Annotated in this window: 27 protein-coding genes, 2 tRNA genes and 1 pseudogene; 15 read left to right on the forward strand and 15 right to left on the reverse strand. The window is 51.0% G+C overall.

Annotated features, from left to right (window positions below):
• Positions 1-60: 60 nt before the first annotated feature.
• Both P398_RS0114770 and P398_RS0114775 read right to left on the reverse strand, forming a co-directional pair.
• Positions 61-966, reverse strand: coding sequence for a carbohydrate ABC transporter permease (locus tag P398_RS0114770; protein ID WP_235263444.1), 906 nt, complete (start codon positions 964-966; stop codon positions 61-63).
• Positions 963-1,868: a carbohydrate ABC transporter permease gene (locus P398_RS0114775; RefSeq protein ID WP_029335973.1), complete on the reverse strand. Its 906-nt coding sequence runs from the start codon at positions 1,866-1,868 to the stop codon at positions 963-965. Before P398_RS0114775 ends, P398_RS0114770 begins: the two co-directional genes overlap by 4 nt.
• Before the next feature lie 243 nt (positions 1,869-2,111).
• On the opposite strand from P398_RS0114775, the gene P398_RS0114780 reads away from it, so the two are divergent.
• From P398_RS0114780 to P398_RS0114790, 3 genes are all read left to right on the forward strand, one after another.
• Complete coding sequence (locus tag P398_RS0114780; protein WP_029335974.1) at positions 2,112-3,797, forward strand: formate--tetrahydrofolate ligase; 1,686 nt, start codon at positions 2,112-2,114, stop codon at positions 3,795-3,797.
• 16 nt (positions 3,798-3,813) lie between these two features.
• Positions 3,814-4,743: an alpha/beta fold hydrolase gene (locus tag P398_RS0114785; protein ID WP_235263446.1), complete on the forward strand. Its 930-nt coding sequence runs from the start codon at positions 3,814-3,816 to the stop codon at positions 4,741-4,743.
• 168 nt (positions 4,744-4,911) lie between these two features.
• Positions 4,912-7,473 carry an SH3 domain-containing protein gene (locus tag P398_RS0114790; protein WP_029335976.1) on the forward strand — a complete coding sequence of 854 codons (2,562 nt, stop codon included), beginning with the start codon at positions 4,912-4,914 and terminating at the stop codon, positions 7,471-7,473.
• 69 nt (positions 7,474-7,542) lie between these two features.
• On the opposite strand, the gene P398_RS16675 is transcribed toward P398_RS0114790, so the two are convergent.
• The 4 genes from P398_RS16675 to P398_RS0114815 all read right to left on the reverse strand — a co-directional run bounded on the left by P398_RS16675 (position 7,543) and on the right by P398_RS0114815 (position 10,533).
• Positions 7,543-9,113, reverse strand: a protein-coding gene (locus P398_RS16675; RefSeq protein WP_115336706.1) for an IS3 family transposase whose coding sequence is annotated in 2 segments (ribosomal slippage) — positions 7,543-8,474 and positions 8,474-9,113 — 1,572 coding nt in all. Because the reading frame shifts where the segments join, the coding sequence is not laid out codon by codon here.
• A gap of 87 nt (positions 9,114-9,200) precedes the next feature.
• Positions 9,201-9,614 (reverse strand): hypothetical protein, encoded by a 414-nt coding sequence (locus P398_RS0114805; RefSeq protein WP_029335977.1) that lies wholly within the window; start codon positions 9,612-9,614, stop codon positions 9,201-9,203.
• Positions 9,611-10,165: a hypothetical protein gene (locus P398_RS0114810; protein ID WP_029335978.1), complete on the reverse strand. Its 555-nt coding sequence runs from the start codon at positions 10,163-10,165 to the stop codon at positions 9,611-9,613. The genes P398_RS0114805 and P398_RS0114810 overlap by 4 nt, the downstream gene beginning before the upstream one ends.
• Before the next feature lie 2 nt (positions 10,166-10,167).
• Positions 10,168-10,533, reverse strand: a complete 366-nt coding sequence (locus tag P398_RS0114815; protein ID WP_235263448.1) for a hypothetical protein — start codon at positions 10,531-10,533, stop codon at positions 10,168-10,170.
• A 123-nt stretch (positions 10,534-10,656) separates the two neighbouring features.
• Here P398_RS0114815 and P398_RS0114820 point away from each other — a divergent pair.
• The 4 genes from P398_RS0114820 (at position 10,657) to P398_RS0114840 (ending at position 12,381) form a co-directional block, all read left to right on the forward strand.
• Positions 10,657-10,730 (forward strand) — tRNA-Gly (locus P398_RS0114820).
• Between the two features lie 16 nt (positions 10,731-10,746).
• A tRNA-Gly gene (locus tag P398_RS0114825) sits at positions 10,747-10,820 on the forward strand.
• Between the two features lie 163 nt (positions 10,821-10,983).
• Complete coding sequence (locus P398_RS0114830; protein WP_029335981.1) at positions 10,984-11,784, forward strand: MBL fold metallo-hydrolase; 801 nt, start codon at positions 10,984-10,986, stop codon at positions 11,782-11,784.
• 390 nt (positions 11,785-12,174) lie between these two features.
• Positions 12,175-12,381: a DUF3006 domain-containing protein gene (locus P398_RS0114840; RefSeq protein ID WP_016508383.1), complete on the forward strand. Its 207-nt coding sequence runs from the start codon at positions 12,175-12,177 to the stop codon at positions 12,379-12,381.
• Positions 12,382-12,422: 41 nt separating this feature from the next.
• Here the strand turns inward: P398_RS0114840 and P398_RS0114845 are convergent, their stop codons facing one another.
• Positions 12,423-12,974 (reverse strand): TlpA family protein disulfide reductase, encoded by a 552-nt coding sequence (locus P398_RS0114845; RefSeq protein WP_051638929.1) that lies wholly within the window; start codon positions 12,972-12,974, stop codon positions 12,423-12,425.
• 73 nt (positions 12,975-13,047) lie between these two features.
• Between P398_RS0114845 and P398_RS0114850 the strand changes: the two genes are divergently transcribed.
• Positions 13,048-13,905, forward strand: a complete 858-nt coding sequence (locus P398_RS0114850) for an aldose 1-epimerase family protein (protein WP_029335984.1) — start codon at positions 13,048-13,050, stop codon at positions 13,903-13,905.
• A gap of 36 nt (positions 13,906-13,941) precedes the next feature.
• On the opposite strand, the gene P398_RS0114855 is transcribed toward P398_RS0114850, so the two are convergent.
• From P398_RS0114855 to P398_RS0114865, 3 genes are all read right to left on the reverse strand, one after another.
• Positions 13,942-14,160 (reverse strand): PspC domain-containing protein, encoded by a 219-nt coding sequence (locus tag P398_RS0114855; protein ID WP_024371687.1) that lies wholly within the window; start codon positions 14,158-14,160, stop codon positions 13,942-13,944.
• An 18-nt stretch (positions 14,161-14,178) separates the two neighbouring features.
• On the reverse strand, positions 14,179-14,883 hold the full coding sequence (locus P398_RS0114860; RefSeq protein WP_024371688.1) for an NAD(P)-binding oxidoreductase: 705 nt from the start codon (positions 14,881-14,883) through the stop codon (positions 14,179-14,181).
• Between the two features lie 79 nt (positions 14,884-14,962).
• Positions 14,963-16,195 carry an LCP family protein gene (locus P398_RS0114865; RefSeq protein WP_029335986.1) on the reverse strand — a complete coding sequence of 411 codons (1,233 nt, stop codon included), beginning with the start codon at positions 16,193-16,195 and terminating at the stop codon, positions 14,963-14,965.
• 199 nt (positions 16,196-16,394) lie between these two features.
• Here P398_RS0114865 and P398_RS0114870 point away from each other — a divergent pair, with 199 nt between their 5' ends.
• Positions 16,395-17,309 carry a hypothetical protein gene (locus P398_RS0114870; RefSeq protein WP_024371690.1) on the forward strand — a complete coding sequence of 305 codons (915 nt, stop codon included), beginning with the start codon at positions 16,395-16,397 and terminating at the stop codon, positions 17,307-17,309.
• A gap of 246 nt (positions 17,310-17,555) precedes the next feature.
• Here P398_RS0114870 and P398_RS0114875 read toward each other — a convergent pair whose 3' ends face one another.
• Entirely contained in the window at positions 17,556-17,777 is a 222-nt protein-coding gene (locus P398_RS0114875; protein WP_029335987.1) for a hypothetical protein, read from the reverse strand.
• Between the two features lie 329 nt (positions 17,778-18,106).
• On the opposite strand from P398_RS0114875, the gene P398_RS0114880 reads away from it, so the two are divergent.
• Positions 18,107-18,982, forward strand: coding sequence for a hypothetical protein (locus P398_RS0114880; protein WP_147287418.1), 876 nt, complete (start codon positions 18,107-18,109; stop codon positions 18,980-18,982).
• Between the two features lie 62 nt (positions 18,983-19,044).
• Here P398_RS0114880 and P398_RS0114885 read toward each other — a convergent pair whose 3' ends face one another.
• Positions 19,045-19,416, reverse strand: coding sequence for a hypothetical protein (locus tag P398_RS0114885; RefSeq protein ID WP_024371693.1), 372 nt, complete (start codon positions 19,414-19,416; stop codon positions 19,045-19,047).
• A 96-nt stretch (positions 19,417-19,512) separates the two neighbouring features.
• Here P398_RS0114885 and P398_RS0114890 point away from each other — a divergent pair, with 96 nt between their 5' ends.
• Positions 19,513-19,932 (forward strand): VOC family protein, encoded by a 420-nt coding sequence (locus tag P398_RS0114890; protein ID WP_029335990.1) that lies wholly within the window; start codon positions 19,513-19,515, stop codon positions 19,930-19,932.
• An 8-nt stretch (positions 19,933-19,940) separates the two neighbouring features.
• Here P398_RS0114890 and P398_RS0114895 read toward each other — a convergent pair whose 3' ends face one another.
• Positions 19,941-20,990, reverse strand: coding sequence for an NAD(P)/FAD-dependent oxidoreductase (locus P398_RS0114895; RefSeq protein WP_029335991.1), 1,050 nt, complete (start codon positions 20,988-20,990; stop codon positions 19,941-19,943).
• A 189-nt stretch (positions 20,991-21,179) separates the two neighbouring features.
• Here P398_RS0114895 and P398_RS0114900 point away from each other — a divergent pair, with 189 nt between their 5' ends.
• Both P398_RS0114900 and P398_RS0114905 read left to right on the forward strand, forming a co-directional pair.
• Positions 21,180-22,016, forward strand: coding sequence for an ABC transporter ATP-binding protein (locus P398_RS0114900; protein WP_024371696.1), 837 nt, complete (start codon positions 21,180-21,182; stop codon positions 22,014-22,016).
• Between the two features lie 141 nt (positions 22,017-22,157).
• Positions 22,158-22,712, forward strand: a complete 555-nt coding sequence (locus P398_RS0114905; RefSeq protein WP_029335993.1) for a methyltransferase family protein — start codon at positions 22,158-22,160, stop codon at positions 22,710-22,712.
• A 41-nt stretch (positions 22,713-22,753) separates the two neighbouring features.
• Here the strand turns inward: P398_RS0114905 and P398_RS0114910 are convergent, their stop codons facing one another.
• Positions 22,754-23,563: a DUF368 domain-containing protein gene (locus tag P398_RS0114910; protein ID WP_029335994.1), complete on the reverse strand. Its 810-nt coding sequence runs from the start codon at positions 23,561-23,563 to the stop codon at positions 22,754-22,756.
• A gap of 109 nt (positions 23,564-23,672) precedes the next feature.
• Entirely contained in the window at positions 23,673-24,227 is a 555-nt protein-coding gene (locus P398_RS0114915; RefSeq protein WP_024371699.1) for a GNAT family N-acetyltransferase, read from the reverse strand.
• A 99-nt stretch (positions 24,228-24,326) separates the two neighbouring features.
• Here P398_RS0114915 and P398_RS0114920 point away from each other — a divergent pair, with 99 nt between their 5' ends.
• Entirely contained in the window at positions 24,327-25,076 is a 750-nt protein-coding gene (locus P398_RS0114920; protein ID WP_024371700.1) for a sugar nucleotide-binding protein, read from the forward strand.
• A 319-nt stretch (positions 25,077-25,395) separates the two neighbouring features.
• Positions 25,396-26,735: pseudogene (locus P398_RS16685) on the forward strand (IS1182 family transposase); the annotation flags it as partial.
• Positions 26,736-26,796 lie beyond the last annotated feature (61 nt).

Genomic DNA, 26,796 nt, shown 5'->3' on the forward strand with positions numbered 1-26,796 from the left:
CCTTTTCTCAAAAAAAAATTCTCCCCCGTGTAGCGGACGGGGGAGATCCCTTGGGAAGGGTTATTTGATCGAACCGCTCGTAATCCCTTTGATGATATGCTTTTGCATACCGAAGAAAAAGATGAGGAGCGGGACGATCCCAAGGACTAAACCAGCGAGTGCCAAATCCCATTGTTTCGTATATTGCCCGAAGAAATAGAACGTCGCGAGCGGAATCGTTCGCAGTTCGATGTCTCGGAGGACAAGTGAAGGTAATAGAAAATCGTTCCAAATCCAAAGACTGTTCAAAATGACAATCGTCACCGTGATCGGCTTCAAGAGTGGGAAGACGATGCGCCAAAACACGCCCCACGTCGAACAGCCATCGATGATCGCGGCTTCTTCGATTTCCTCAGGAATCGACTTCATGAAACCGTGATATAAGAACACCGAGATGCCCGAACCGAACCCGAGATACATAATCATCAATCCCCAATGACTGTTCAGCAACCCGAGAATGCTCGACACTTTGACGAGCGGAATCATAATCGATTGAAACGGGATGACCATCGCCGCCACGAACAAGAAGAAGATGACGGTCGAGATCCAATGTTTCGTCCGCACGAGTTTCCACGCTGCCATCGACGTAAAGAGGACGATGAGCAGGTTGGCCCCGGCCGTGATGAGAAGGGAGTTGAAGAAGACTCGCCCATAGTTCATCGCTTCCCACGCCTCAGCATAGTTCGAGGCAAGCCAAACGTTCGGTAACGCCGACGTGTTTGTGTAAATCTCGGTGATCGACTTGAACGAGTTGACGATGACGTAATAGAACGGGACGAGATACAACAATCCGAGCAAGATCGCAATCAACTCGATGAGTCCGAGCCCGGCCGTGTATCCGCCTGTCTTTAGTTTTCGTTGAGGCAATAACTGTCTTGGCGCTTGATCGATATTTGATTCAATGCGTCTCACTTTTTCTGTCGTCATGCCTCCACCTCCCGCTTTTTCGTCAAATATACTTGTGTGACAGTGATGGCCGCGACGACGAGGAAGAAGATGACCGCTTTCGCCGAACCGAGGCCGTAATTGTTATTTACGAACGACTCCGTATAGATGTTCAAGGCGAGCATCTCGGTCGACTTGAACGGTCCCCCGTTTGTGAGCGACAAGTTCGTATCAAACACTTTGAACGACCACGAGATCGTCAAAAACAAGCAGATTGTAATCGACGGCATGATCATCGGGAGCGTGATATGGCGAAGCATTTTCAATCGGTTCGCCCCATCGATTCTCGCCGCCTCAAGCAAGTCGGTCGGTACGTTTTGAAGTGCTGCGATGTAGATGACCATGACGTAGCCGCCCCCTTGCCAAATCGCGACGATAACGATTCCCCAGAACGCCGTTTGGGCATCTCCGAGCCATGGTAGCTCGAACAGGCTCCACCCGGTCAACGCTCCGATTGACTCAAACCCTTTCACGTAGATGAACTGCCAAATGAACCCGAGGATCAGCCCGCCGATCAAGTTCGGCATGAAAAATACGGTCCGCAACAGATTGCGTGTCTTGATGTTCATCGTCAACAGCAGAGCAAGCGAAAATCCGACGATGTTCGTGAGCAGCACCGCTACGATCGTATATTTTGTCGTGATCCAGAACGAGGAGCGGAACTGAGCGTCCTCAAACAATAAGCGATGATAGTTGTCGAGTCCGACAAAATTCAATTGCCCGGTCACTCCGTTCCAATCGGTGAAACTGTAATAAATTCCGTTGAAAAATGGAATGAGCACGATAGCCACAAACGCCAAAAAGGCTGGTCCGACAAATGCGATAAAACTCGCTGGTCTCTTCCAATTCCGTCTACGCTTCATTCGTTTCGTTGTTTCGGTCATGTTGATCGCCTCCACTATCAACTTACATCCTAAACAGCTTTATGAAAACGGATACATTTGACGGAATGGGTGGAATATATTGAACTTCTTTGATGAATTCTGCATAGCGATGCGTTATGATAAACTCAATGACAATACGAACGGCCCGAGACAGATTAGAGATTTCATCATAGATCGGGCTCGAATCACGAATGAAAAAGATATTTTCTTAATAAAACGTTCGAAAGTGGAGGGATTTTGTACATGACGACGATCAAGCCGTTAACTGACCTGACGATTGCCCAACAAGCCGAGATGCTCCCCATCAAACAAGTGGGCGAAAAACTCGGCCTGCACGAGGACGACCTCGATCTTTATGGCAAATATAAAGCAAAACTGTCGTTTGACCTGCTAGACGACGTGAAGACCCGGACAGATGGGAAACTCGTCCTCGTCACCGCCATCAACCCGACGCCAGCGGGCGAAGGAAAATCGACGGTGACCGTCGGCCTCGGACAAGCGTTGAACCGCCTCGACAAACGAGCGATCGTCTGCCTTCGTGAACCGTCTCTCGGTCCGACGATGGGATTAAAAGGCGGGGCTGCCGGTGGCGGTTTCAGCCAAGTGCTCCCAATGGAAGACATCAATCTTCATTTCACTGGAGACATGCACGCCATCACGTCAGCCCACAACACGATTAGCGCCATGCTCGACAATCACCTCCATCAAGGCAACGACCTCGACATCGACGTCCGAAAAATCGTCTGGAAACGCGTCCTCGACTTGAACGACCGGGCCCTTCGCCACGTCACGATCGGGCTCGGTGGCCCGGTCCACGGGGTGCCACGGGAAGACGGGTTCGATATTACGGTCGCTTCGGAAATTATGGCGATCTTGTGCCTCGCCGACTCGCTCGCTGACTTAGAAGCACGAATCAAACGAATCGTCGTCGCCTATGACCGTGACAACGAACCCGTCACCGCCGAACAAATCGGTGCGGCCGGTGCGGCTACACTCCTTTTGAAAGAAGCGTTCAAACCGAACTTGGTCCAGACGCTTGAACAGACGCCGGCGCTCGTTCACGGTGGTCCGTTCGCAAATATCGCCCACGGGTGCAACTCGCTTATCGCGACAAAAACGGCTTTAAAGCTTGGCGAATACGTCGTCACAGAAGCTGGATTCGGAGCTGACCTCGGTGCCGAGAAATTTTGTCACATCAAATCACGTATCGGCGACTTGAACCCGGATGCTGTCGTCCTCGTCGCGACCGTCCGCGCGCTCAAGATGCATGGCGGTGTCGCCAAAGACGCCCTCCATGTCGAGAACGTCGAGGCGGTCAAAACAGGATTACGCCTCCTCGCGAAGCACGTCGATACGATGGCGAAGCTCGGATTGCCAGCTGTCGTCGCACTCAACCGATTCAATTCAGACACGGATGAAGAACTTGCTGCCGTGCTCGATTGGTGCGAGGCACAGCACATCCGCGTCGCCTTGAGCGAAGTTTGGGCGAGTGGCGGACGAGGCGGTGAAGCGCTCGCCGAAGCCGTCATCGAAGTGGTTGAATCAAACGAAGCCGCGCTCACGCCACTTTATGAATTGACCGACTCGATCGAATCGAAAATCACGACGATTGCTCGCGAAGTATACGGCGCAGCCGAAGTCACTTTTACGGCGATCGCCAAAAAACAAATGGCTCAAATCGTCGCGAACGGGTGGGCCGATCTGCCGATTTGTATGGCGAAGACGCCGTTCTCACTGTCGGACGACCCGACGAAACTCGGGTACCAAGAAGGGTTCAACGTAACGGTGCGCGAATTGAAGCCGTCTGTCGGCGCAGGTTTTCTTGTCGCTTTGACGGGCAACGTGTTGACGATGCCAGGATTACCGAAGCAACCGGCCGCGCTCAACATGGGAATCGATGAGACGGGTAACGCGATCGGCCTATTTTAATTTTGGAGGGATGAGCTTGAACGTCACAGAATATACGTATACGGACGGTTATCGTACTCACGTGCTGACCGTTCCCGCGACAAATGCGATCGCCGATTGTTTCTTGTTTCACGGAATGCTTGAACATCACGAACGCTACATTGAGTTCGCCCACTTTTTATCAGAAAATGGATTTAATGTATATGTTTGTGATTTGCGCGGCGCGGGTTCACTCGCCCGGAAACAGGAGACATACGCTCATTTACTTCCAAAAGAAGGGTTTAATCAAATGGTCGACGATGCGGTTACGCTCATCGAGCACCACGCGAGGGCGTTGCCGACGTTTGTCCTCGGTCATAGTTTCGGATCACTGCTCTCACGGCGTCTCGGCCAAGTCATGGGGCACCGGTTAGCTGGGGTCGTCACCATCTCCCCGCCCCCGGGGTCAGGGATCATCGGTCGATTCGGTCTCCTCGCCATCGATGCTGCCATCCGGCGAAAAGGAAGCGATTATCCGTCACGTTTCTTCGAACGCCTGTTGTTCGGTCGTTACAATTTAAAGTTTTTACCCGCTAAAACGGAGAGCGATTGGATTTCAAGTGACCCAGAAGAAGTCGCCGCTTATCGAAACGATGAGAACTGTGGCGGGTTACCGACCCTCGGTTATCTTCATGAAGTAGCAAGCGCGTCCCTCGACGTCACGTCTCTCCCTCGTATTCACGAACATCCAAAGTCGCTCCCGCTCCTCTTCGTCGTCGGGGCGGACGATCCGGTCGTACATGACGGAGAAGGACTGAAAGGAATGGTTCGTAACTATCAGGCGGCCGACATTGAAGTGACCGTCTTGTCTTATGACGGAGCGCGTCACGAAGTGTTAAGGGAAATCAATCGGACCGAGGTGTGGAACGATATCACATCATGGCTCCTGCAAACGACTTCTATCGCACTTGAAAAAACCTCCTACTAATTGGAGGTTTTTTCTTTTTGTAAAATTCATACAACCCTATTCTAAATCATTTACCTTTTTTGAAATTTTTCATCTTCTTTCCATTTTTTCTGTACGCTATACTTAGACCGCATACTAAAAAAAACACCAATTATGTATAGATTCACATGGATCGAAAGGGGTAAGACATTGAAACCAACGATGACAAGACTCAGCGTGGCCGTTCTCGTTTCGAGTACTGTGCTCAGCACAATCGTCCCGACTCAGTCATACGCAGCAACATACGAAGGAACCGTAAACACCTCGATCTTAAACGTCCGTTCGGCAACATCGACATCTTCATCGATTGTCGGCAAATTGACGCAAGGGGCGACCGTCCACGTCTACTCAACGAGTAACAACTGGGCCGAAATTAATTTCCAAGGCCAAAAACGGTACGTGTCGTCTTCCTACTTGACGCTCAAGCCGACCGTTGCGAAAACGAGTACGACCCAGGCGTATACAGCGAACGAGAACGTCAACATGCGCTCGGCCATGACAACGACGGCATCGGTTGTGACAACGATCCCGAAAGGCGCGACCGTCACGTATCTCTCGACACACGGAGCAACAGGCTCGTGGTTCAAAGTGACATACGGCGGGAAAACAGGCTATGTGGCGCAACGTTACTTCACGCTCTCAGGAGGTGGAACGGTGTCTCCTCAATCAAACGCTACGCATACGACCGTCAACAACACAACGATGCATAGTTCGATGATTTCAACGGCCCCTGTGCTCGTCACCATTCCAAAAGGTGCAAGCGTGACACTCGTCTCGACGCATGGCGCGACAGGCTCTTGGGCAAAAGTGACGTATGCCGGACAAACCGGCTATGTGGCCATGCGTAATCTCCAAGCCATCGTCACGTCAGCACCAACGACGCTATACGTCAAGACAGCGACGAGCATCTTTAATTCGATGTCGACGTCAGGTCAAGCGCTGGGCACATTAGCGGTCGGATCGAGTGTGCGACTCGTCTCGACGCACGGGGCGACTGGCTCTTGGGCAAAAGTGACGGCCGGCTCGTTGACAGGCTACGTGCCGATGCGCAACTTGTCGGAAACAGAAGTCGCTGCACCGGTGACACCTTACTACGCGCAACGGGCCGCGACGATGTATTCGTCTATGTCAACATCGCGGACCGTTGTTCAATCGATTCCAGTAGGCGCGAAAGTCGATCACCTTTCCACTCACGGGGCGACTGGCTCTTGGTATATGATTCGCTACGCCAATAAAACAGGATATGTCGCGGCACGTGATTTTTCACTGACTGCTCCGTCGACCTCGACAGAACAATACGGACCCGAGCGTGAAGTCCAAGTCGTCTCCAACAACACGCCGTTGAACGTACGCCCTACTCCAGCGACCGGAAATGCCGCCATCGGCACTCTTGCGCATGGTACAGTCGTCAAAGTAAAGCCTGTTCTGAACACGGATTGGGGACTCTTGACGAGCGGTAACTTCGTTGGAGGATATATTCATTTAGGCTACACGGCCCCTGTCTCAACGACGCCACCGGCTACAGGCATCCAGCGTGTCGTGTCCTATACAAACTATTCAATTACCGCTCGTGCCATGGCCGAACGTCAAGTTGCCCAATTCGGACAGACTGATGCCCATCGCAATACGCCGGCATATTTGCCACGGGCCTGGGTAAGTGTGAATGGGAACACCGGGACCATTGTCAATAATCAGCTTCGCGTCATTTCTGGGGTAGGGACGGCACTTAAGATGTCGGCTTCTTCTACCGCAGTCACACTCGCAACGATACCTAACGGGACGAACATCGAGTATGTGGACCGACAAGTTGTCGGGACCGCTGTTTGGTATCGGGTCAAATATGGCTCTATGACTGGTTTTGTCACACCGAGCTCGGTTGTGGGCGCCGCGAATATCCTTAGTCAACCGAGTTTGACATCGCACGCATATGGTCAAATCAATCCTGGGGAGACTGTCACCATCACTGGCCAGACAGGTACTTACTATACGGTTTCATATCGCCGCCCTGCAGGTCATAATATCCGGATATTTGATAATGTGTGGCGTCGAGCTTCTGTGACGGATCTTGAACCGTTTGTAAACCCGAATAATTTTGATCAAAATTCTCAGGCGTTCTATCAGTTCCTTGATTTATCGAAGAGTGCTGGAACGACTGCGTCTACGTTGAATAAAGTACTTGTGAATACCGGCACCCTAACGAATCAAGGGCAAGCATTCATTAATGCTGCAAACCAATACAGTATTAACGAAATTTATTTACTCTCTCACGCTGTTCACGAAACCGGCCACGGAAAGTCTGTTCTTGCCCAAGGGGTTCCTGTCGATAAAGACGGAAATGCACTCATCAACTCGAGCGGTACTCGGATTCATCCAGACCGCGAGGTGGCGGCAACTGTTTACAACATGTACGGCATTCAAGCGGTAGATAGCAGCCCGCTCGCGACCGGGGCCAAGTTTGCCTTTGAACAAAAGTGGTTCAGCCCTGAAGCTGCCATTGTCGGAGGCGCCTATTGGATTGGTGCGAGCTATATCAACCATCCGACACACAAACAAAACACGCTCTACAAGATGCGTTTCAACCCAGCTAATCCGGGCGTACATCAATACGCGACCGACATCGGCTGGGCAACGAAACAAACGACACGGATTTATCAGACGTACCAAACACTTGACTCTTATACGCTTCACTTCGACGTACCTAAGTTCCAATAACGAACAAGAGACACGAGCCATCCTGAACTGCTCCCTGTCAAGTAGACAGGGCAAATAATGAAAACCAGCCTAGGCGGCTTGAGTCCTGTATTCGACAGGGCTCAAGCCGTTTAGTCGTTTCTGGAAACGATCATGGTTGTAGAACGATATGTAGGCCTCGATGGCTGATGTGAGTTCGCTGTAGGCCTGGAACTCACGCAAATAGTACATCTCGACTTTCAGGGTACCCCAAAAACCCTCAATCGGGGCGTTGTCGAGACAACGTCCGACCCGGGACATGCTGTGGGTCAGCCCCGCGTCTTCCACCATGCGTTTGAACCCTCTCGAGGTATATTGGAACCCTCGGTCGCTATGGATCATCGGACTCGCTCCTGAACGGAGCCCCGCGATGGCTGGGATCATCGTCTGGAAGACGAGCGCGTTGTTGTTGGATTTCCCGATGCGATAGGCGACGATCGAGCCGTCATAGAGGTCGATGATCGCGCTCAGATACGCCTTCTTCCCGGCGCCATATTTGAACTCGGTGACGTCGGTGCACCACTTCTCGTCCGGTCGGGACGCGCTGAATTCCCGGTTCATCAGGTTCTCGGCCACATGTTGCGGTGACGATTTCTTATGCCGCTTTCGTTTCTGGCGGATGACCGAACGGATCTCATGGATGCGCATGAGACGATAGATCCGCTTCTCATTGTATGCCGGCAGGCCATGTTGACGTCGTCTGCGGTTGATTGTCATGGTGAGCCGTCGATAGCCGTAGGTCCCGTTCACCTGGTCATAGAGGAGACGGATGTCCTCCAGTAAGCCCAAGTTCTCCTCCTCGCGTACCGAGACGGTACGCTTCAACCATTTGTAGTAGGCGGCCCGTGAGACCTGCGCGATTTCACACAGGAGCACGACCGGGAACGTGTCGGTCGTCGACATTTCCTCGATCGCCATGTAACGTAATTGTAGCCGGATTTGGCTGATCAACCTCTCCTCTCGATCTCCTCTAACTTTTTTAGGAACAGGTTCTCGGCCCGCAGGCGCTCGTTCTCCCGCTCGATCTGTTGGATGCGACGTTCGAGCTTCTCTTCGTTGGTCAGTTCCTCTTCTTGCTTCGTCCGTCCGCGCCGGTCCTCGAGCCCGTGCACGCCGTCGGCGTCATATTTTTTCGTCCAGCCGTAGACCTGGTGGTACGACACGGCGAATATCTCGGCCGTCTGTTGATAGTTCCGTCCATTGTCCAGGCAATACCTGACGATCTCCATGCGTTCCTCGAATGTGGTCTTTCTCCCTTTTGTCATAGCTCGATCCATCCCTTTTCTCGAATCTGTTAACTCGCTATGACTAGTATACTTCTTGATCCACCGATATAGAACCGAACGACTACTGATTTGATGTCTGGAGAGGACTTCCACCATGGTGACCCCATCGAGATAGTCACGTACGGCCGCTATTTTCTGTTCCTTTGTGTACAGTTTCCATGTCCTCGACTCCTTCAAGGCGTCGATTCCGCCGGTCTCGAATTTCACTTTCCACACCCGGAGGGTATGCTCAGAGACGTCATGGGCCTCCTCGATTTCCTTCCACGTATATGTTTCTTCTTCCATCATCCGTAGTGCACTCAGTTTTTGTTCGATTGAATGCCGACTTCTCGCCATAAAAAACACTCCCCAATCAGATAAACAGATTTGTTATTTCATCTGTCTACCTATTGGGGAGCATATCATCCGGCTACGTGTCTCTTTTCATGCCCATTCGATCGAATCGACGATTGCTTCAACTTCTAGTTTTTCGTCGGTCATTTTGTCCGCAACGTACGTCAAGAACAACAGACGTTTCCCGTCGGTCAATGACCAGACGTCCAAATGCATGCCGTCTTCCAGCCCGCTCGCATAAGCGGTCGTCATCCCAGCTGACTGATCGGTCACACTCGGTGCGACTTTGACTTCAATTGGGAATTCACCTAAAAACGTGTTCAACTCTTGTAATGCCGCATCCTCGGGCGCCTGCTCCGTCTCTGCTTCGTAGATGGACATTTGCAGCGTCCCTTGGGCGTCAGGTTCTACCGAGTAAAAGCTGACGTGATCTTCTTCCTCGTTGTATTCAAAGTGTTCTGGATACGTCAAACGGATCCATCCATCGATTTCATATTCTTTCATGCCGTCTGCTCCTTCGTCTTCTTAAAAGCTAAGCCGGTCACCATTCTTGTTTGGAGCGCATATTTCAATCGCTCGGTCACATAGAGGCGCTGGCTGTTCATATCTTGGGCGATCATATGCCCGAATAAATTCATACGCACCGTTTGATTCGATAGAAAGTAAAGTCGGTCTGTACTGAGCGGTCGATACTCTCCTGAGTCTTCTATCTGTTCGATTTCGAACCGTCGCAACACGTTAAGCGCGGAGTATTCGTCCGTTTTACCGGTCGTCGTATGCAGTTCGACCCGGACGAGCTGAATGTCGTAAGGACAGAGGTTCATCAAGATGGGGGCGATGCGAGCATGGATCAACAATACCCCCATGTCCGTCTCGATCAAATCAGGCAGCACCCCGGCGTCTTGCGAGATGCTCAAAACGACGTACGGGCGTTCAGTCGGTGCGAGCAATTCCCCTTTAAAGAAGCGGAATCGTTGTATGCCGGTCAATACGCGGGCCTTCCAGGCGATGCCTCGGGCTTCCGCTTCAATCCGATACAGCCTTTCTCCACTCACGACTACTCCCCCTTCAATTGTTTGAGCGTCTCGACAAATCGACCCCACTCTTCATCGTCACAGACGACCTTACTTTCAATTCCCCATTCTTCCTCGATCTTCAAACGTACCTCGTTCGACTCGACATGCCGTTGCAATGATAAATCACCTAGACGCACTTGGGCAAGGTCGATGCTGAACTCATTTGCAGGCCGACCAACCCATTTGAGGCGATCGGTACGTAAGATGACCGTCCACTCCTTGTCATGCCGGAACGAAAACGTCCATTGCCGCAAAGTGACCGTCTGCTCGACTTCTTTCGCTTGTTTCATCATCCGAAACCCTTCGCTCATCATCTGCAAATACGATTTTCGTTCGCTCACGCCCATCCACTCCCCTCTTCTATTATCTTAGCAAGATAACCTATTCCGTAACAACCAATGTTTTTGCAAAAAAGGGTTTGCAAATATAAATTCCTATGCTATTATATTTATCGTAACGTTAAACGTTTCGCGGGTGTAGTTTAATGGTAAAACCTCAGCCTTCCAAGCTGATGACGAGAGTTCGATTCTCTTCACCCGCTCCATTTTAATATTTATGATGCGGGTGTAGTTTAATGGTAAAACCTCAGCCTTCCAAGCTGATGACGAGAGTTCGATTCTCTTCACCCGCTCCAATCTCAACATATACGCGAGAGTTTTCTCGCACACATAATCGCATGATGCACATCATGCCAAAAGCAGAAAGTCTTTTGACTTTCTGCTTTTTTGTTTTCCACCATAACGCATATGCGATGCAAATTCGGGAAAAGACAGATAGACAATGAGGAGGGATGATCCGTGATCCAAGTTCGCCTACAACCATTTACCGTTTATGAAAGTGCCCTCATGCGCACGACATCGACATTGATTTTTACCGAAGAGAGCCTTATTCTGGTCGACCCGAACTGGTTGCCAGAAGAAGTAGCGATGATTCGACGCGACATCGAGCTAGCCCGGGACGGCAAGAAGTTATATGTCATCTACACCCATCATCACTACGACCATATCATCGGTGCCTATGCGTTTCCTGACGCGACCGTGATCGCCTCAAAAGCGTTCGTCGAGGCAAACTCGAATGACCAATTGCGGGAGATTCAGTCATTTTACGAACAGAACTACATCAAGCGACCGATTCATAAGCCAGCTGTCGACTTGATCATCGCGGAAGACGGCACACTCGAACTCGGCTCTACCCCGATCACGTTCTATTTGACGCCCGGCCATGAGGCGACCCATATGTCTCTCGTCGTCGAACCACTTAAGCTGCTATTGTGCGGCGATTACGGTTCGAATGTCGAGCCTCCTTTTATTGAGCATGATGCGGAAGAATATATCGAATCCCTTCAAAAATTGCAGACTGCCGTTTATGAACATGAAATCCGCTGGCTCGTTCCGGGTCACGGTGACGTCTGCGACGATCGCAGTAAAATGATTGAACGGCTAAGTGCCGCTGAAGAGTATATTCTCGCCTTGCCGGAGGAGCGCGTTTGGTCCAAGCTATGGCCGGAACACGCGTTCTTTGACCGAGTTCATGAGCGCAATCGAGAACATGTCGAACAAAAAATGCGGGAACGCGAAGCGCGCCGCCAAGATTATTGATAAAAAAATCGCAACGTCTCCCCAAGACGTTGCGATCCCCCCTATGTAAAACTATTTCTTTGTGACGCGTTCTGAACGGACCGTGAACATACGGTCAATCCCAAAAATCGTCACGCCTGTCAGCGCGAGCAATCCTATCATGGCTGTTGAAAACATTGACCATACCCCCATTGTTCACAAATTCGTCATAATCACCCCGTGTTTTTATTATAGTAGAAACCGTTCTGAAAAGAAAGCGTTTTCTTCAAACTTTTTTCACATTTTCAGCCTGCTCACGCTTCTCTTCTTTCTGTATAGCCCTCGTTAAATATGTGTAGGTTTTGTGGAATGTGGGAATACACTCTATAAGAATAAAAGAGACAGAAAGCTGTTCGTTGAGGAGGAAGAGGTATGATCAAGTATGGCACGTTGGTGCGGGTCGAAGGGAAATATGCCGTGCTACGTTGGAACAACGGCTCAAGTTTTATCCCGAGACGATTCTTGCCATCAGAAGCACGTGTTGGCGATACGATCATTCGAGATAATCATCACTATTACCTCGAAGAAGACATGACACCGAATTTCGATGCGCTGATTAAACAACATTATAAAAAATAAGCAAAGACAGACCGGTCCATTTCCAGTCTGTCTTTGTGCGTTCAGTCCGTCTTGTCATGTAGCCAATCAAAATCCACCGGCCCGATCTGTTTAGCTGTAATCCGTCCGTCCGTCCCGATCACGTACGTCGTCGGCAACGCAACGACCCGGTAGGTTTTCTCGACCACTCCTGCCTCATCTAACAGTACAGGGAAGCTGACCGGCACTTCAGTCAAGAACGCTTCGACGTCCGCTTTTCCCCGGCGTTCATTTTTTGTGACGTTCACGCCGAGTACAGGGATCCCGGTCTCCTCACCGAATTCAATCAATTCAGGCAGTTCCTCGCGGCACGGCGGGCACCACGTCGCCCAAAAGTTCAGCACGACTTGTTCTCCCGCATAATCGGACAAGGCGACGGTCTCGCCTTCGATCGTCTCCAATTCGAACGCCGGTGCTTGTTGGCCAACTTCGAGACCACCGAGCACGGAAGCATCTCCAGCGATGCTGACCGGTTCTGCTCCTTGGCTTATCCTATATTCATCATAGCCTTTGTAAGCTAATCCAGCGACGAGCGCCAGTATGATCAATCCAACGAATAGTTTATGAACTCTCATCATTTACCCCTTGTCGTTTGTACGATACATTTCTAAACTTAACTTATCATATTCGTTCAAAGGAGAGTAATATATGATACATCTTCATAATGAAAACGTGAACGTGACATTAAAAGCACAAGGAGCGGAACTGACAAGTTGGAAAGTCGGCGGGACCGAGTTGCTCTGGCAAGGAGACCCGACGTATTGGGGGCGCCAAGCACCGATTTTGTTTCCTTTCGTCGGCCGACTTTTAGACGACCGTTATCTTTATGACGGGACGACGTATACGATGAGTCAGCACGGATTCGCACGCGATGAGCTGTTCGAGGTTATCGACTCCTCCGACACACATGCCCGGTTCAAACTTCAGGCCACGACCGAGACACGCACCCATTATCCGTTCCAATTTGAACTGTATGTGGATTACCGATTGATCGGAGAAGAATTGAGCGTGACCTATGAAGTCCGTAATGAAAGTGACGTGCTCCTTCCATTCAGCATCGGGGGGCATCCCGCCTTCAACATCCCGTTCGCGGGCGGTTCGTTTGAGGACTACACGATTGATTTTGGCGACACACGCCCGCTCGACCGGCTCCTGCTCGAAGGGCCGTATTTGACGGGAGCGTATCATCCGCTTGGAGAACGTCGCTATATCCCCCTCACCCACTCGCTCTTTGATCAAGATGCGCTCATCTTCGAGAATGTCGAGTATGCCGCACTGCGACATGAGCCGACAGGTCGCGCCATCGTCATGGAGTGTCCGTCGTTCACGCACTTCGGGATTTGGTCACCACCGAAATCAGACGCGCCGTTCGTCTGTCTTGAACCGTGGTTCGGTCATGCCGATTACACCGGCCATCGTAAAGATATTCGCCAGAAAGAAGATATGCAGTTGCTTTCACCGAATGAGACGTTCGAAGCAACGTATACGCTCTATCTCGAAACGTAAAAAAAGGCTGACCTTCTTGCGGTCAGTCCTTTCACATTAAAAGCGACTTTCTTGTTCCGCCTCATATTCTGAAGGCGGTTTTTTCATGACGATGGCCAAGACGATATAAATGAGGATACCCGGTCCCCCGAACAAAGCGAGGGCAACGAAAATAATGCGCATGAGCGTCACATCGACCCCGAGATACTTCCCGAGACCGGAACAGACGCCGGCAATCATTTGATCAGACGGATCTTTATACAACTTTCGTTCCATCAAGGCTAATTCCTCCCTTTATCGTTGTGGTCGCCGGAGTGTCGTCCGACCGGCTGTCGCGGCTTCGCCACGGCTATCAAAGTCGAGCGCTTCATTGATTGGTGTGCTGCCGGACATAATCTCAATCCGCCGGCCATACAAACCGCGATTGTCTAGTGCGGCAGCGATGACCGTTGCGACGTCCGTCTCCGAGATTGTCGCGTCTCTCGCATCGCTTAAATCTTCTGACGCTTCAATCGAACCTTTCCCCGCCCCTTCGACAATGGTCACTGGGCAAATGATTGTATAGTTTAAACCGCTATGTTCGATGTACTCATCGGCTGCGTTGTTTGCTGACAAAAAGTTGAACAATTCTTTCGGAGCGGCGTTCGGTTGATCAGCCCCGTAGGCACTCAGTAGGACGACGTGGCGCACGCGTTCTTTTTTCGCGGCGTCAATCGCCTTCATCGCGACATTTCGGTCAAGTAGCTCGATTTCCTTGCTCGCCCCTTCAGCACCGGCCGTCGCGGCAACGATGACCGCATCTTGTCCGGCCGTCGCTTCATGGATTTTTTTCTCCAACTCTTTCTCGACGTCAACCGTCAACACACGTGCACCCATCTTCTCATACTCTGCCTGCAATTCAGGATAACGAATTAAAGCGGTCACTTGGTGAGTTTTCGCCAAACTTTTCAAGACGCGTTTGCCAATCTTTCCGGTTGCTCCAATGACTAAGACTTTCATTCAAATTTCCCTCCTCAAAAGAGTAGTTCATTTGATTAAAATTCCTCTTTCCGAACGGAATCAAACCCGTTTCCGGAAATTATCTCACCGTTCCCCACATCGTCAAATCAAGGGCGTCACGAATCGCTTGAACACTCGTTTCAGTCGGTTGATAGTAGTAGACGTTGTTGATATATGCATCTTGGCCTTCGACTTGCATTTTATTGACGTCCGGCTTTAGCAACATCGTCAAGCCGACTGACGCCATCTGAAGCGGGTTCATCTCAAGCCCCATTTCATTTTTCATGAAACGATACGTAGCCGGGATTTTCGTCCAGCCCGAAGGACTCGCCAATTTATCCGCGACCGCTGTCATGACTTCCGTCTGGCGGCTCGAACGGGCCCCATCCGTATCAGACTTTCGGTGTCTTGCGTAGGCGAGGGCCATATCACCGTCCATCGAGTACGAAACGCCTTCGGTGTATTCATACGTTTGATTGAACCCTTTCTCGCTGAAAGAATGTGTCGCCGTCACGTTGACGCCGCCGACCGTGTCAATCAATTCCATGAACGTCTCGAACGTGATCACGACCTGGCCGTCGACCGATGCCTCGGTCAAACCTTCGACTGCCCCGACTGTACAAGACGCGCCTCCATACGCGAACGCATGGGTAATCTTATCCCCTTCGCGATCCGGCTCACATGGGATGGCCGTATACGTGTCCCGAGGAATCGATACGTTTTGGACCGTCCGTGAGCGGGGAACAAACTCGATCAATTGCAACGAGTCCGTTCGAGAACCGGACACCGATTCACCGACCCTGGCGTCACTACCCATGACCAAGAACGTAAACGGATTCGATGCCAAATAACCGACGACAATAAAGAATAGTAAGAGAAGTAAGAGGAACTTCCCTTTCCAACCACGCCGCTTCCGTTTTTCTTTCACTGGTTTTTCGCGCGGTGGTGCTGCTTCCCGCCTCGATTCCCGGTTTTTTGATTCTTTAGCGCGTGGTTCAGAGTGACCGTCCTCGCGCTTACGCCGCCGCTTCTTGCCGAGAGGCAGCGTCCACTTCGGCTTCGGGGCACGAACGGACTGTTTGTGTCTATCGGTTTGCTTCTGCCGATCTGTCGACTTTGACCGCTGTTCCGAATTCGATTGGTTTAAAAACGGATGATCGGACGAAACGTCTTCATCTCGAGACGTAGGCGATGTCACTTCACCGGTGCGACCTTCCTCTATTTGTTCATCATGTATATTGTCTTCGGTTGATTCATGCTCGAGTTCACGTTTACGCCGTTCAACACGCGACAACCGTTGTTCTTCATTCATATGGATTACCTCAATCTTTAGATTTTCTTCTATTATTACGGACCAATCGCATTCTGACAATGAATCATGCAAAAATCCGCCTTAAGCATGAGTCGTCATGATTGTTTCAAATGAAAACCGGGAAAGGAATAATAATTGGTGTCTGCCTATCGCCGTGAAGGCAGGCCGTTGAACGTCCTCTCGAAAGGAGGGAGAGCAAATGCGCATTGGGAAGTTACGCATGTTGTTAGAGCAATATGGCGAGGCCACGTTACGAGATATCATCGCGGAGATGTATCGACATATCCCGAAAAACGTGATCGAGGAAAAAGAAATTGATTTTATGCTCGGTCAGTTCACGCGTTATAAAGAGCAAAAGTCGTCAGACGAGCGGCATTCGCTCTCACAGACGATCGTCCTCGCGGAACGTTTCGTCGAACTTGCATACGACCAACTGTATCTGCTGCCAAATCAAGTCATGAGTGAACGAGATCAAAAAAATTGGTATATCCATGCCAAGAAAATTATTCGCGACTTGACATACTATGCCGAGAACGATGCCGAAGCACGCACGATGTACGAAGAAATGTTTTTTTTACTTTCTTCTTCAGCGGGCGAAGAACCGCTCTTTACTACGAGCGACCCGTTTCGTTTATTGAAACTTTCCCAGAAAGTCATGCTCACGCAACTGATCCACTACTATCGTCTCGACGCACCGACATCTGATGTTTGGATCGATCGTTCCCTTTACACGGCACTTCATATCCCAAAAGATGTCGACTCGACCCGAATCGATTTACTCTCGACTTTGCTTGCCCAGCCGTTCACCCCGTCTGAATGGTCCCTGTTCCACCGCCGTGTCGCATCGCTCTGTGAGCGGACGTTGGCGAAAGCATACGTCGACGATCAAGCTCTTGAAGACTATCAAGCATTGAAGATGCTTGAGCTTGAACTACTCGTCGAACGGGGCCGTTTGTCCGAAGCTGAGCAGAAACTGTTCGCAGAATATATCCCTTTCTTCTCCCATCGCTCTGAACCGTTCCAAGTTTATATCGACTTACTCGAAAGCCGTGGTCATCTTGACGAGACAAAGCGCCTGCGCCGCCTCGCCAAGGAAAAACGAATCCCGTTTTGACTTGCTCCCCAATAGGTAGACAGATGATTTCTTAAATCTGTTTTTCCTACCGGGGGATTTTTTTTGGCATAAAAAAAGGGAGTCCGCGATTTTAATCGCCAGACTCCAAAACATGATATGAACGAGGGGTGTTCATCTGAAAAGAGGACTGAAGTTGGTGCAGAACTTCGTTCCTACTCCTTTAGTATAAAAGAAAATTGTAACCGCTTCTGTCCCACATATTGCATTTTTGTGAACGTTTTCACGTTATTCGATTGCATTAATAATACCTAAACCGATGACCGACAAAAGGACGATCAAAATAAAGATGAACACCATCTCGTTTGGCGATCGAAAACCATCATACAATTCAACCTTCTCTTCAACAAGCACATTTTCATGCACGACGACCGGGTCCGTTTCTGCATAAATGACCATCGGAACGCTCGACAGCATAACGGCCAACATAATGGCTAATACGTATTTCATGACACACCTCTTATTTGTATTCATTGGTACTAGTATAGCATGTCTAAATCCTAAAATTTTTGCGGGGAATGACGTGGTCTTGTCGATGTGGATAAATATCACAAGCACGGCCACTAAATCATTATTTTATTCTTTTTTAGGCTTTTTTGGGTAATTCAACGACCTAACAGGACTTTAGCCCTACGAAAAACAGCTTCAAACGGTGTCGAAACACCAAAAATAAACTTTTGGATACCAATAAATGTTCATCAATTAGATGTTATCTTTATTATATGGTAGCGCTTACAATTTAAGGGTACCATACATAAAAAAAGAAAGAAGGAATCCCTTTGAAACGCACTATTACTTTTCTAGAGGCACGGCAATTGACAATGAAACACCGTTTGGCGGTCAGAAAATTATACGACCTCAAGGATGACCCGATCATCCTTAGTATCCCGGCCTCTCATCAGATTTACACAGCGTTTGAAGGAGACCAACCCGTAGCAGCCATCGCGGCCGAACGTGTGGATTATGAAGGAAGACGATCAATCCTCCTCCGTCATGAGGCGTACCGAGATCGCCACATTTTCCAAGGTTTGGTCGATCGACTTTTCGATCAGCTGAGCCGAGAGACGATTCATGAAACGTCTGTCTTGTTGCAAGTCAAACAAAATCAAGACCAAGACAAACTACAATTATTCCAATCACTCGGATTTACAGCTTACCATGAGTCGTTACACTATGTGTTGCCACTTATTCCTTATGAAAAAGAGGCGTACAACAACTGGTCCTTAACGTTAGTGGAAGCAAACAGCCATTCTACGTGGTTGCATCACCGTAATCTTTACGCCCACGTCTTATCAGACATTTTACCGATGTCGAAGGAACGTTTACAAAGTTACATCGAACGCGGTCACGTCTGTTACACGCTCCATCATGATGGAAAACCTGTCGGGATTCTGCGTGCCCGAATTGGAGAGAATGATGTCAACGTTCATGAAGTTCATGTATTTGGTGGAGATGACATCATGCAAGATGCGATTTCATTTTTACAGCGCACGTTCCATAAAAATCTAAAACCATCGCGACAGCTTCGGTTAACCGCCACTTCTCTTCAACCAGAATTACAGTTCGCCATCATCAAACAAGAGCCGCTTTCGAAACAACCTGCCTTCTATACGATGACGACTGAAATTACCCCCGCCGTCTCTTACGCTAGATAAAAAAAAGCGCCCATCGCTTCGTTCTTTTCGGTTGAAAAGATACGTCCGATGGGTGCTTTTTTTCATTCAGCGGCAGTTGTCGATTCCATGGCCAGCGGAGGCATCTCTTCGAACAAGGCGGTCCGTAGCCCAATGTCACGCGGATCGAGTGAGGCGATTCGGTCGAATTGAATCTCCCGATCGTCCACCTTGAACCAATATGTGATGTGCGGCTCATCCGCGAAGCGAAGGGCATAGTTCGATCCATTTAAATGGAAGTCTACCTCGGTCGACAAGATTTCTGTTGGACCAATTTTTTTATGAGTCGTCAGTCGTTCGAGCACGACTTGTTCTTCATTGATTCGGTAATCGACAAACGTCGCAAGTGAGAGTCCAAACACAAATGACACCAGCGCGAATGCGCTGATCAATCCAAGAGTGATCTTTCCGTTCATTCCGCCGTCCCTCCCTCTCTTAGTATATCGGATAACGGTAAATCGTTGTGAAGTGACATTTTGTTCAAGTTTAGGCAAACTAGAGCGAGAGGAGGGATGAATATGCACATTGATCATACTGGAATCGCTGTCCGGGATTTAGACGAGGCGATTTCATTTTACACGACAGTCCTACAAGGAAAGCTCGTTGACCGTTATACGAATACGGCGGTCGGCGTCGAAACGGAGATTGCCGTCATCCACGTCGGGGACGACGTGATTGAACTGCTGTTACCGACTAGTCCGGCGAGTCCCATCGCCCGCTTTATGAAGGCAAGGGGCAAAGGTGTCCACCATATCGCTTACCGGGTCGACGATTTAGAGCAATCAATGGACACGCTCAAGCGGGATGGCATCACATTTTTAGAAGAAACGCTTCGAACGACAGCGAAAGGACGGCGTCTGATCTATATGGACCCGCGCCATTCGGGCGGTGTCATCGTCGAACTGTGTGACTACCCAAAAATCAAGCAGTGATGGACCCCTCACTGCTTGATTATCGTCTGTTCGATGATGGCCCGGTTTTTCGATTTTAACCGTTCGTTGTGTGAAGATACCATCGCCGTCTTGGTCGCATCAGGATCGATGAACGTTTTCGCGCTGTTCACGGCGTTCGCCGCGTCTTGGAACGCCCCGGCAATCAAATGAACCTTTCCTTCATGCGTCAAAATATCCCCTGCCGCATACAAGCCCGGCACAGACGACTCACTTCGCGCATTGCCTGACACGTAATAGCCGTCCTTCATGTCGACCTGGAGTTCGCAATCACCTAACAGTGTCGCGTCTTGTTCATAGCCGTGGTTAATGACGACTTCGTCCACTTCCACGTGTTCGGTCTCACCTGTGACGCAATCTACTAGCTCCACCGCATCGATCATCTGTCCATCCCGTGAGATTAAGTCGTGAATGCGGGTTGACAAGCGACAATCGACGCGCCCGCAGCGCAACTTCTCTACTTGAGACTCATGTCCCTTCAACGCCTCTTTCCGATGCGTCAAAATGACGCGTTCAGCAATCGGCTCTAACTCATTCGCCCAGTCAATCGCGCTGTTTCCGCCCCCGGAGATGAGCACCGTCTTGCCTTTGAAACGCATAAGCGACTTTACCGTGTAATGAAGGTTTGACACTTCGAAGCGTTCGGCTCCGCTGATTTCAATCTTTTGTGGTTGTAGGATCCCGCTTCCCGTCGCGACGATGACCGTCTTGGAGATGTGACGGCCATGCGTGCCGTCTAAAATGAAATGGCCGTCATGATCTTTCGTCATCGACTCCACTTTTTCCCCTAAGACGACGGTCGGCTCGAACGTGAGCCCTTGCTCGACCAGCTGTTCAATCAGTTTTGCCCCAGTCGTCGGCGTCACACCCCCGACATCCCAAATCATCTTTTCGGGATAGACATGAATTTTTCCCCCGAGGTGCGGTTGAAACTCAATCAATTTTGTTTTCATACCGCGCAGACCGCTATAAAATGCGGCATATAGCCCGGCCGGTCCTCCACCGATAATCGTCACATCGAATATGTCTTGTCCCTTCATCCCACTCAACCATCCTTCCACGTGTCCACTCGTCATTGATTATCATTCTCACTCACTATACCGTGTATCACGCGGAAGCACAATCCGTTTTCTCTCAAACTGAAGATTGACAGAAAGTGAAGCGCTTGCTATAGTGAGTACGATATTGAGAATCATTATCACATTTGGCGATACGAGAGGAGAATCACTATGTCACGCATACATACAACAGACATCGAGGTCGGTTATGGGGACAAAACGATCGTCAAACAGCTCAGTTTAACGATTCCGGACCGTCAAATCACGACCATTATCGGACCGAACGGTTGCGGCAAGTCGACGCTGTTGAAAGCGATGACGCGAATCCTCTCGCCTTCAAAGGGATCGGTCCATTTAGACGGTGCCGATATCGCCAAATGTAAAACGAAAGACATCGCTAAAAAGATGGCGATTTTACCGCAGACGCCTGAAGGCGCAAGCGGCTTGACCGTCGGCGAGCTCGTCGCCTATGGCCGCTTTCCTTACCAGTCCGGATTCGGCCGATTGACGAAGCGCGATCATGAGGTCATCGATTGGGCGCTCGACGTCACCGGGACGCTCGACTATAAAGACCGGAGCGTCGATGCCTTATCCGGCGGTCAACGCCAACGGGTATGGATCGCGATGGCACTCGCGCAAGAGACCGATTTGATTTTCCTGGACGAACCGACGACTTACCTCGACTTGGCCCATCAACTCGAGGTGCTCGAACTGCTCGAGACACTGAATCGCGAGCAAGGCCGTACGATCGTCATGGTCCTTCACGATTTGAATCAAGCCGCTCGTTTCGCTGATCACATCGTGGCGATGAAAGATGGCGAAGTGCTCGCGACGGGATCTGCCGAAGAAGTCATCTGTCCGCTCGTCTTGCGCCAAGTGTTCCACATCGATGCCATTATCGGTCGTGACCCACGCACCGAGAAACCGATGTGCCTGACGTATCATTTAATCAAAGAAGAAGCATTTGTCGAGACAGCGGCACCACGCCCAGATTTGATTCATGCTTGATGCCCTGCCTGTTCCGTTATCAGGCAGGGTCTTTTTGATTCGACAGCGAACAAGTCGAAGAGAGCATACCGAACCCGCCCTTACGGTTTTTGGACAAACAGGCACGGGTATGAGTGAGAAGAGAGTGAAGGAGGAGTTGCTATGGATTGGCTCGATGGATTGTTCGTCGTCACCTCGATGGCTTGGCTTTATGAGCTATGGCGTTATCGCAATCGTGACGATACGAAAGACGGGCGGAGCGAACATATGAGTTTTTATGTCGTCTCGTTCGTCATGGTGATCGTGTTCGCAGGTTCGCTCGGTTACTCTGTATTGACGGACTTGCGTCAAAGCGTCTCTTTACGTTTGATCGGTCTTGCATGTTACATAGCCGGTGTCGCCCTCCGGTATTGGGGAATCGCTCATTTACGGCATCAGTTCACACGTCATGTCGTCGTCCGACCTACCGATGAGATTGTCAGCACAGGTCCATACCGGTTTTTACGGCACCCGCTCTACACAGGGCTATTGTTTATCACGTTCGGGTTCTCACTTTACTACAGTTACGTACTGTTCGCGGTAGTCGGAACGATTGCGATGGGGGCAGCACTGTTATGGCGCATCCACATCGAAGAGAAGATGTTGACCGCACATTTCGGCGAAGCTTACGCCGTATGGTCGAAGTCCCGGAAACGTTTGCTTCCGTTCATCTACTGAAAAAGACGCGGCCTCGCCATAGCGAGAGCCGCGTCTTTTGTTCACACTGAGAATTTCCCAAGCAATCGGACGATCATGAAGCCAGCCAGGAACGAGACCATACTCAATCCCCACATGACGGTCGTCTCCGGAAGACCTGGGAAGACGACGGCGAGCGATCCGATGACGAGGCCAAGGATGACAGAAAACGTCATACCCGGATAGTTCGCGAGCAGATGGCGAATGACTTTACTGCTGACGATAAACCCTACGGCGACACCGAGACCTACGATCCCGATGACGAGCACGTTCAAATTCGACAACGCACTAATGACCGTCGGATAGACGCCGATCAACAGCAAGACGAACGACCCACTAATACCCGGAAAGAGCATCGCCATACTGCCAAGCCAGCCCGAGAAGAACAAGAGGACCGCCGTCCCCGCCGTCACATCGGTGATGACTGCCGTGTCCGCCGGTTTGATGATGGCCATGCTCGCGACGAGAATCGTGCCCACAATCATTGCGGCAATGTGGATCGGTCGCATCGTTGCCCGCGACTTGAATTCAAACAACAAGAGCGGGATGATCCCTAAAATCAAGCCGATAAAGAAAAACTGCGTCGGGGCATGGTAGTTCAGCAATAAAAACTCGATGACGCGGCTGAGCCCTAAAATCGCCCCGCCCATTCCGATGGCGAGCGGAATCAAGAACCCGATATGTTTTTTCCAGTGCCGGCTAAACACACCGCTAATCGCTTCAATCAACCGGTCATAAATCCCTAAAATGACTGCAATCGTGCCGCCGCTGACGCCAGGGATCAAATCACTCGTCCCCATCGCCATGCCGCGTAGTATATTTTTCCATTCCATAAATGCGTAAGCTCCTTTGTTCGCTAGTTCAGTTCAAGCATTCAGTATAGCCGAGAACACCAATTCATGCATCGGTTTCAAGACCGAGAAAACGGACTTTCGTCCGTTCTCACACTTCGAGCGCCATATAGTCGAATCGAGCACCTGAAATATCAATTTCTTTCTCTTTTTGAAAACCGAGCCGTTCGTACAGTCGGGCCGCGGCCGGATTAGACTGGTCGACGTTCAATGTGACGACCGGGATACCGGATGCACGGGCATGACCGATGACGTGTCGAATCAAGTTCGTCCCGATCCCGCGACCGCCAAAACGGGTGTCGACCGCGACCGAGTCGATATATAAGACGTTCCCTTCTGTCTCGACATCGAGTTGTCCGATTTGGCCAGCTTGCAGCAACCAACGTTGAATCGGTTCATCCAGGGCAGCCGCCGCTTCTCCCGGATACGCGATAATAATGCCTGCGATCGTATGGTCGACGTCTGCGACCCAAATGTTTTCATAACTCAAACGATTTGCTGGACGGCTTATCCACATGGCGAGCCGCTCGAGTACTTGCTCTTTCTCCGTCGTCCCGGTAAGCGTGTAGGCGATGTCATGGATGGCCGCATAGACGAGTGGGGCCACGTTTGTTGCCTCTGTTGGTTTAGCTTGTCGAATATTCATCAATATCTCCTCCATCTACCACTTTATCATATTGGCAAAAAGAGTGGGTTTGTCAACGAACGAACTGTGGGATGATACAAACAGAAGGGAGGAAGATCTATGAAAGCTATTTTGACAGGCATGAACGGTACTGTCGCCCCCGTCGTGGCGGCAACGTTACAGCGCCACGGGATCGAACCCGTCGCGTGGGACCGAAACAAAGTATCTACATCGAACGAAAGCGAGATGCGTGATTTCATCGAATCGACCCGGCCCGATTACTTTCTCCATATCGGGATGGGCTCCGTCGAGTGGGCCGAAACGCTGGCAAGACTATGTGGCGAGTATAGAATCCCGTTCCTCTTCACAAGTACCGTCTCTGTCTTCTCGGATGATGTGACGGGTCCGATCACACCGGACACGCCACCTGACGCTAAAGACGAGTACGGATCTTACAAACGGGCGTGCGAGCAAGCCATCGCCCGTGCCAACCCTGGCGCCCAGATCGTCCGTCTCGGATGGCAAATCGGTGACAACGCCGGTTCAAACAATATGATGGACTATCTCGAGACCGAGATGGAACAAAAAGGCGTCATCATCGCGAGCACACATTGGTATCCTTCGTGTTCTTTCTTAGAAGACACGGCCGAGGCACTGTTCAACATCTTGACGAAACGAGGTGCCGGTCTGTATCAATTGAACGGGAATACGAGCCATTCGCTTTACGACATCGCCTCCGCCCTCGCCGAACATCATGATCGTCCTTGGCGCATCGAGCAGGCCGACGAACCGAAACGTGACAATCGCATGGTCGATACGAATATCACCATTCAACCGATCACAAAACGATTAGCGCTTCACAGAAAATGAACCACCCGTTCGGGTGGTTCAGATTGTTGACTAACAGAATGTTTTCGCTCCTCCTCTTGGCGCCTCCGCTTTCCTAGGGGCGAGCAGGGAGCCGCATCGCGACGTTGTCGCTGCTGGGTCTCCCTCCGCTCGCTGATCCCTCAGGAGTCTCCGGCGCCGTCGGATGAGCGTCGCGAGAGGCCGCCCTTGGGTGGCCTCTCGTCTTTTTCTGAGGCCTCGACGGCCGATAGAAAAAGCCCCCGATGCGGGCTAAAACCTCGAAAAGCGGGAACTGGTATGTATGGATCGTCACCGCCTCCGAACAGGAAGGGGAATCATCATGTACCGAGTCCATATCGCCAAACGCCATGAACCAATCCGCACCGACGCCTCGCTGGACCAACTGGTCCCGAAAGACCACCTCGTCCGCAAACTCGACCGCCACATCGACTTCTCCATCGTCCACCGGCTATGCGCGCCGCTGTATTCAAACACCGGACAGCCCGGCATCGACCCCGAGATCCTCATCAAGATCATCCTGCTCGGCCCGCTGTTCAACATCCGTTCCGTGCGACAGACCATCAAGGAAATCGAGACGAACCTCGCGTACCGTTGGTTCCTCGGGCTCGGGATGGACGAGAAAATTCCCGACCATTCGACGATCAGCCAGGCCTATCGACGCCGGTTCGCCGGCACGGACGTCTTTCGACAAATCTTCGAGGACATCGTGGGCCAGGCCGAAGCCCACGGCTTCATTTCAGGGCGCATCCTGATCACCGACTCGACCCACATCCGAGCCAACGCGAACAAGAAGAAGTTCGACAAGGTCGAGGTCGAGCAGGTCGTCGGCGATGTCGAGGAAGAGCTTCTCGGCCGGGTGAACGAGGAACGGGCCAAACGAGGAAAAAAGCACTGAAGCCCGCGCGACAGAAGAGGAAGCGTCGACTCATCAAGGTGAGCCGGACCGACCCTGACGCGGGCTATATGTACCGTGACCAGAAGCCGGAAGGCTTTTTCTGGCTGGTGCACCGGACGGTCGACGCCAAGCACAACTTCATCGTCGATGTGCATGTCACGCCCGGGAACGTGTCGGACAGCACCGTCTATCTTGACCGTCTCGACTATATCCTCAACCGTTTCGCCTATCCGCTCGAGGCGGTCGCGCTCGATGCCGGTTACTACACGACCGAGATCGCGAAGGCACTCGTCGAGCGCGGCGTTTTCGGCGTCATCGCCTGGCGGCGGTTCGGTGGGAAGAAGGGGATGATTCGAAAGACGCGGTTCACCTACCTGCCGGACGTGGACGCCTATCTGTGTCCGGCGAAACAGCACCTCACCTATAAGACGACCGACCGTCACGGCTATCACCAGTACGCGTCCGATCCTGCCATCTGTCAGAACTGCCCGCTCCTCGAGAAGTGCACGTCAAGCCGATCGCATCGGCGCGTCATCACTCGCCACATCGATGAGTCCTACCGCGAAGCGGTGAGTGAGAACCGTCTGTCCGCATCGGGCAAGCACCTCTACCGTCTCCGGCCACAGACGGTGGAGCGCTCGTTCGCCGACGGGAAGGAGCTCCACGGTCTCCGCTTCACGTTCTACCGGGGGAAAGAGGCGGTGGACCGCGCCAATCTGGTGGCAGCGACCGCACAAAACATGAAGAAGCTGGCCAACCTGTTGGCCGAAAACGACCGTCTACATAGCATTTTTTCAATTTTATGTCGGGCAGAGCGCCTCGAGC

It is taken from the genome of Exiguobacterium aurantiacum DSM 6208 (assembly GCF_000702585.1).
GTDB lineage: Bacteria > Bacillota > Bacilli > Exiguobacteriales > Exiguobacteriaceae > Exiguobacterium > Exiguobacterium aurantiacum.

What these genes read in the sequence shown, in the direction of transcription:
- P398_RS0114770 (WP_235263444.1), bottom strand. Translation starts at nt 966, where the DNA reads ATGACGACAGAAAAAGTGAGACGCATTGAATCAAATATCGATCAAGCG.
- P398_RS0114775 (WP_029335973.1), bottom strand. Translation starts at nt 1,868, where the DNA reads ATGACCGAAACAACGAAACGAATGAAGCGTAGACGGAATTGGAAGAGA.
- P398_RS0114780 (WP_029335974.1), top strand. Translation starts at nt 2,112, where the DNA reads ATGACGACGATCAAGCCGTTAACTGACCTGACGATTGCCCAACAAGCC.
- P398_RS0114805 (WP_029335977.1), bottom strand. Translation starts at nt 9,614, where the DNA reads ATGAAAGAATATGAAATCGATGGATGGATCCGTTTGACGTATCCAGAA.
- P398_RS0114815 (WP_235263448.1), bottom strand. Translation starts at nt 10,533, where the DNA reads ATGGGCGTGAGCGAACGAAAATCGTATTTGCAGATGATGAGCGAAGGG.
- P398_RS0114840 (WP_016508383.1), top strand. Translation starts at nt 12,175, where the DNA reads ATGATCAAGTATGGCACGTTGGTGCGGGTCGAAGGGAAATATGCCGTG.
- P398_RS0114845 (WP_051638929.1), bottom strand. Translation starts at nt 12,974, where the DNA reads ATGAGAGTTCATAAACTATTCGTTGGATTGATCATACTGGCGCTCGTC.
- P398_RS0114850 (WP_029335984.1), top strand. Translation starts at nt 13,048, where the DNA reads ATGATACATCTTCATAATGAAAACGTGAACGTGACATTAAAAGCACAA.
- P398_RS0114855 (WP_024371687.1), bottom strand. Translation starts at nt 14,160, where the DNA reads ATGGAACGAAAGTTGTATAAAGATCCGTCTGATCAAATGATTGCCGGC.
- P398_RS0114860 (WP_024371688.1), bottom strand. Translation starts at nt 14,883, where the DNA reads ATGAAAGTCTTAGTCATTGGAGCAACCGGAAAGATTGGCAAACGCGTC.
- P398_RS0114865 (WP_029335986.1), bottom strand. Translation starts at nt 16,195, where the DNA reads ATGAATGAAGAACAACGGTTGTCGCGTGTTGAACGGCGTAAACGTGAA.
- P398_RS0114870 (WP_024371690.1), top strand. Translation starts at nt 16,395, where the DNA reads ATGCGCATTGGGAAGTTACGCATGTTGTTAGAGCAATATGGCGAGGCC.
- P398_RS0114875 (WP_029335987.1), bottom strand. Translation starts at nt 17,777, where the DNA reads ATGAAATACGTATTAGCCATTATGTTGGCCGTTATGCTGTCGAGCGTT.
- P398_RS0114885 (WP_024371693.1), bottom strand. Translation starts at nt 19,416, where the DNA reads ATGAACGGAAAGATCACTCTTGGATTGATCAGCGCATTCGCGCTGGTG.
- P398_RS0114890 (WP_029335990.1), top strand. Translation starts at nt 19,513, where the DNA reads ATGAATATGCACATTGATCATACTGGAATCGCTGTCCGGGATTTAGAC.
- P398_RS0114895 (WP_029335991.1), bottom strand. Translation starts at nt 20,990, where the DNA reads ATGAAGGGACAAGACATATTCGATGTGACGATTATCGGTGGAGGACCG.
- P398_RS0114900 (WP_024371696.1), top strand. Translation starts at nt 21,180, where the DNA reads ATGTCACGCATACATACAACAGACATCGAGGTCGGTTATGGGGACAAA.
- P398_RS0114905 (WP_029335993.1), top strand. Translation starts at nt 22,158, where the DNA reads ATGGATTGGCTCGATGGATTGTTCGTCGTCACCTCGATGGCTTGGCTT.
- P398_RS0114910 (WP_029335994.1), bottom strand. Translation starts at nt 23,563, where the DNA reads ATGGAATGGAAAAATATACTACGCGGCATGGCGATGGGGACGAGTGAT.
- P398_RS0114915 (WP_024371699.1), bottom strand. Translation starts at nt 24,227, where the DNA reads ATGAATATTCGACAAGCTAAACCAACAGAGGCAACAAACGTGGCCCCA.
- P398_RS0114920 (WP_024371700.1), top strand. Translation starts at nt 24,327, where the DNA reads ATGAAAGCTATTTTGACAGGCATGAACGGTACTGTCGCCCCCGTCGTG.